Source organism: Sphingobium limneticum, from assembly GCF_008710155.1.
Taxonomy (GTDB): Bacteria; Pseudomonadota; Alphaproteobacteria; order Sphingomonadales; family Sphingomonadaceae; genus Sphingobium; species Sphingobium limneticum.
The window spans coordinates 1-4,560 of sequence record NZ_VYPZ01000064.1 but is presented as its reverse complement, the minus strand read 5'-3'; the positions used below and the strand labels follow the sequence as shown (position 1 = coordinate 4,560).

Here is a 4,560-nt window from a genome sequence, read left to right as displayed (position 1 = left end):
TGTAGATATCAGCGCTGATTGGCACCGTTCTGTCAGCGCTAAGTGACACCGATCACGAGGGTGCTGCGTGCAGCTTCCACCACGTCGTCAGTGATCGCGTTCAGGCCGTTGATCCTCAGGATGCGCTCGATCTGAACGAACAGCCGGTGGAGCAGACGGAAGTTGCCGCCCGTGATCCGCACGATGGTGGCGACCGCCTGCGCGTCGGTGAAGTCCGCTTCGTCCATCGCGAGTCCGAGGTCGCGCCAGCGCCGCGTGAGGACAAAGGTCAGCTCCTGATCCTGCAAGGGCCGGTACTGGTGGGCGAAGCCGACACGGCTGAAAAGCTGTGCGTATCGCTCCATGCGCTTTTCGATGCCCGGCATCCCGATCAGGATAAGGCCGATGCCCTGCCGGTCGAACAGGTCACGCAGATATTCCAGCCCCGTGTTGGACAGGCGGTCGGCTTCATCGACGATCAGCAGTTCGACGAAATGCTTCCGGGGCGAAACGACGATCTGATCCTTGGGCCGGACATGCTGATCGATACAGATATCGACCCGATCGATGAGGCGGGGCAGGTCCTGACGAAGCTCGCGCAGCGTGCTGCCGACTGTCGGCGTATAGAACACGGCACGCGCACGGGCGAGGTCGGCATATATCTTGAGATCGGACGCCTGCCGCGCACCCCAGGTCATGAGCAGATCGACTGCGCCGTCCCAGCGCGCGTAGCGTCGCGCGGAAAGGGTTTTGCCGACGCCGGCCGTGCCGTGACACAAGCCAATGTAGCGGTGCTTGCGGACGGCGTTGGCAAACTCGGTGAAGCGGCGATGTTCCTGCGTCGAGATGAAGCTGGTGGCGCGAGCGCTGCCGTCTGCCATCACTCGCCCTCGTAATAGGTGCGGAGACGCGGCTTGCTCCGTGTCACCTCGGGGGACGTGGCAGGCGTGGGTTTTGGCGTTGAGGCGCGCACCGAGCCGGAACCCAGCGGGCGCAAGATCGCGGGCAGATAGTCCGCAACGCGGGCCTTCCGCTCTCCGATCTCGCTCCGCAGGCGACGACGATAGGCGATGCGGGCGGCTTGCACGTCCTTGAGAGTGATACTCAGGCCGGCATGGTCGGGGCTGACGGCCCGGCACAGAAAGACGTTGCGATGGAATATCCGAACCTCGCCTACGTCGCGAGGATCGTAGCGGATCGTCACCGGCTCGCCGACATAGGCGGCGAGCGTAGGGTTGAAGTATCGCAGCCCCTCGAAACGGATGCCGTCGCGGTGGACGATGCGCGGCTTGGCGACCATGACCAGCAGCGCGTCCAGTTCCTCCAGCGTTTCCGGCATCCGGGACAGCCAGCCATCGCCGCGCCACGCATCGACGGGCGGTACGCCGATCGCCCTGTGCGGGCGGACGTTATAGGTCGCCACGATGTATGTGCCGATCGCAGCGTCCAGTTCGGGAAGCGTCAGGCGCGGGGGCGATACCGGTTTGCCGTTACGAAGATTGCCCGGCAGTTCCGCCAACAGTTCGGTGTTGATGGTGCGGAACAGCCGCTCGATCTTGCCGCGCCCCTGTGGACGCGCGACGGCAGAGTAGATCAGGCGGATACGCAGATCGGCCGCAGCCTGTTCGAGATGAAGGCTGGTGAAGTCCGATCCGTGATCGACGTACAGGACGTCGGGAATGCCGCATACCGGCCAGGTCGGATCGGCCTTGCGCCAAATCGCCTGTCGCAGCGCGAGCGACGTGTTGAGCGCGGAGGGCGCGCCGAGGAAAACCATGTAGCCTGCTATCACGCGCGAGTGATCGTCCAGCACCGTCGTCAGCCACGGCCGCACCGGGCGACCGCCGGCATCGAGGATCAGGATATCGAGCTGGGTGTGATCGGCTTGCCAGATCGCATTGGGGTGTTCGGCGCGGTGCCGATGCACCAACTCGAACTTGTCGCGGAAGGCGGCAGCACCTTCATGTGCCAAGGTCAGCATCGCCGGATCGATCCGCCGCACGATATCGCGCACGCTGCCATAGGACGGCATTCGCCATTGCCGTTCGCCGACGATGGCGGCGAGACGGCGATGGATGGTCACGATCGATGGCGGCGGTTTGAGCAGCGCCATGCCCTCGATCAGTTCGACTAGTTCTTTCGGGAAGGTACGCTTGCCGGCTTCGGGTCGGGTAGGACGCGCCAGCCCCGCCGGACCATCGGCGCGGTAGCGGGCGAGCCAGCGGCGAGCGGTGCGGAGCGAGATGCCGGCGTCGGTCGCGGCTTGGTCCAGCGGCACCGCATCATGGAGGTGCCGACGGAGCACAGCCATCCGTGGCGCGACTTCGGCACTTCCCGATTCCGACTTACGATCATCGGTCATGGTGATCTGCCCCGTCCGAAAGAGGATCGTTCAGCGGACGGTCGCCAGCTGACCTGTCGAGGCACGGGAAACCGCCAAAAGCCGAGTCTCATATAGATGGTACTATATCTTTTGCGTTGAGGGACCCCTTTACGTTACAGATTTCACCATGACACACACGCTGATCGGCTACGCCCGATGCTCCACCGACAAACAGGACCTTGCCGCCCAACAGGACGCGCTGGTCAAACTCGGCGTCGCGGCCAATCGCATCTACACCGACAAGGGCTTTACCGGGACGAACCGGACCCGCCCCGGTCTGGATCAGGCGCTCGCGGCGGTCCGAAGCGGCGACACGCTGGTGGTGCCCAAGCTCGACCGTCTTGCGCGGTCGGTGCCCGACGCGCGCGCGATCGGCGACGACCTCGCCATGCGGGGCGTAAAGCTACAGCTCGGGGCCAGTGTCCACGATCCGTCCGACCCGATGGGCAAGCTGTTCTTCAACATCCTCGCCACCTTCGCCGAGTTCGAGGCCGACCTGATCCGGATGCGGACCCGCGAAGGCATGGTGGTCGCACGTTCGAAAGGGAAGCTGCGCGGCAAGAAGCCCAAGCTGTCGGATCGCCAGCAGAAGGAGTTGCGCCGCATGTACGACACCGACGACTATTCGATCAGCGATCTCGCCGAGGTGTTCTCGATATCGCGGCCAACCGTGTATCGGACGCTTGGACGCCAATCTTCCGCGCCTGCGGCAAAGCCGGCGTGATCCTACCACGACCGCGCCTAGGTGTTGGCCCCATCGATAGAAGCTATGAGTATAAAGGGGCATCAGTGATCCGCAGAATGTTGGCGTCACCGTTAGCCGGGACGGCTCTGGGGTTGCTGTGCAGCCCTGCGTTCGCCGCCAACAGGCCTGGGGATGGATTCGAGGTAGCGAGCTACAGGCTCGCGCTTACCCCGGACATCGAGAACAGGACCGTCGCGGGACGTGAGAAGATCACGCTACGCGCGACGGTGGATGGCGTCCGGCGGCTGAATTTCTCCGCCAACACTCTCGGCATCGACAGTGCAACCCTCGATGGCGTGGCGCTCGCTCATACTGTGGAAGGCGATGTGCTCGGCTTCGATCTGCCCCGGCCGCTCCGGCGTGGACGCACGGTCAAGCTGGAGTTGTCCTATCATGGCCGCCCTGCACGTGGGTTCGCCGGCTCGGCGACGACGCTCTACACCAGCTATTTTGCCTGCGACTGGATGGTGTGTTCCCAGAACAAGTTCGGCGAGAAAGCGGCCTTCTCGCTCGATCTGCGTGTTCCGGCCGGGATGACCAGCCTGTCAGTCGGCAACATGATCGTGCGGCGACCGGGAGCGGACGGCAGCGAGATCCATACCTGGAAAGCGCCTCGGCCCTACTCGGCCTATCTTTACGGCTTTGCGGTGGGTCGACTCACGCGGGTCAGCGAACGGGTCGGATCAAAAAGGCTCACCTATCTGAGCAACACTGCCGACGCGGGCGAGCTGAAACGACGCTTGGCAGGGACAAAGGATATGGTCGCCTTTCTCTCCGCCAAGGCGGGCATGCCGCTTCCGGTTGCCGACTACAGCCAGCTTCTGGTCGAAGGCGATGAGGCGCAGGAGGCGGCGACATACTCCGTCCTCGGCAGCGATGCGCTGCCGAGGCAGCCAGATGATCCGTCGCAGGATTGGGCCATCGTACACGAACTTACCCATCAATGGTGGGGCAACCTGATCACATGCGAAACCCTCAAGGACTTCTGGCTGAACGAGGGCATCACGACATTCATGACGGCCGCATGGAAGCAGCATCGCTACGGTCGCGCCGCGTATGAAGCCGAACTCAATGAAGCCAGAAGCCGGTTTGAAAAGGCGCGAGCGATGGGTTTTGACAAGCCGCTGGCTTGGAACGGCACCTACCCGACATTGGGCGTCCGACGCGCGATCCAATACAGCAAGGGCGCGCTGTTCATGGCGCAGCTCCGGGTCACGCTCGGCGATGCCGCGTTCTGGTCTGGCCTGCGCCGCTACACCCGTGACCATGCGGGCGGCACGGTCACCAGCATAGACCTAAAGCGGGCGATGGAGGAAGCGAGCGGCCGGGACTTGCGTCCGCTGTTCGCCGAATGGGTGTTCGGCGAGGGCCTTTCGGAAGGGCAGTCGCAATAGCTTGGCCGTGATGACATTTACCGCTGACAGAACCATGCCAATTAGCTCTGACATCCACA

Annotated in this window: 4 protein-coding genes; 2 read left to right on the top strand and 2 right to left on the bottom strand. The window is 63.6% G+C overall.

Going from position 1 to position 4,560, the window contains the following annotated elements; all coding sequences use genetic code 11:
- Window positions 1–38: 38 nt before the first annotated feature.
- Window positions 39–860 carry an AAA family ATPase gene (locus F4U94_RS23780; RefSeq protein ID WP_042853443.1) on the bottom strand — a complete coding sequence of 274 codons (822 nt, stop codon included), beginning with the start codon at window positions 858–860 and terminating at the stop codon, window positions 39–41.
- A complete protein-coding gene (locus tag F4U94_RS23775) occupies window positions 860–2,341 on the bottom strand; it encodes a Mu transposase C-terminal domain-containing protein (RefSeq protein ID WP_053085608.1) in 1,482 nt (493 codons plus the stop codon). The genes F4U94_RS23780 and F4U94_RS23775 overlap by 1 nt, the downstream gene beginning before the upstream one ends.
- A 148-nt stretch (window positions 2,342–2,489) precedes the next feature.
- Between F4U94_RS23775 and F4U94_RS23770 the strand changes: the two genes are divergently transcribed.
- Window positions 2,490–3,086 carry a recombinase family protein gene (locus F4U94_RS23770; RefSeq protein ID WP_048575153.1) on the top strand — a complete coding sequence of 199 codons (597 nt, stop codon included), beginning with the start codon at window positions 2,490–2,492 and terminating at the stop codon, window positions 3,084–3,086.
- A gap of 65 nt (window positions 3,087–3,151) precedes the next feature.
- Window positions 3,152–4,501: a M1 family metallopeptidase gene (locus F4U94_RS23765; protein ID WP_223811145.1), complete on the top strand. Its 1,350-nt coding sequence runs from the start codon at window positions 3,152–3,154 to the stop codon at window positions 4,499–4,501.
- The last annotated feature ends 59 nt before the right edge of the window (window positions 4,502–4,560 follow it).

Coding starts and splice junctions, on each gene's coding strand:
- F4U94_RS23780 (WP_042853443.1), bottom strand. CDS start 860: ATGGCAGACGGCAGCGCTCGCGCCACCAGCTTCATCTCGACGCAGGAA.
- F4U94_RS23775 (WP_053085608.1), bottom strand. CDS start 2,341: ATGACCGATGATCGTAAGTCGGAATCGGGAAGTGCCGAAGTCGCGCCA.
- F4U94_RS23770 (WP_048575153.1), top strand. CDS start 2,490: ATGACACACACGCTGATCGGCTACGCCCGATGCTCCACCGACAAACAG.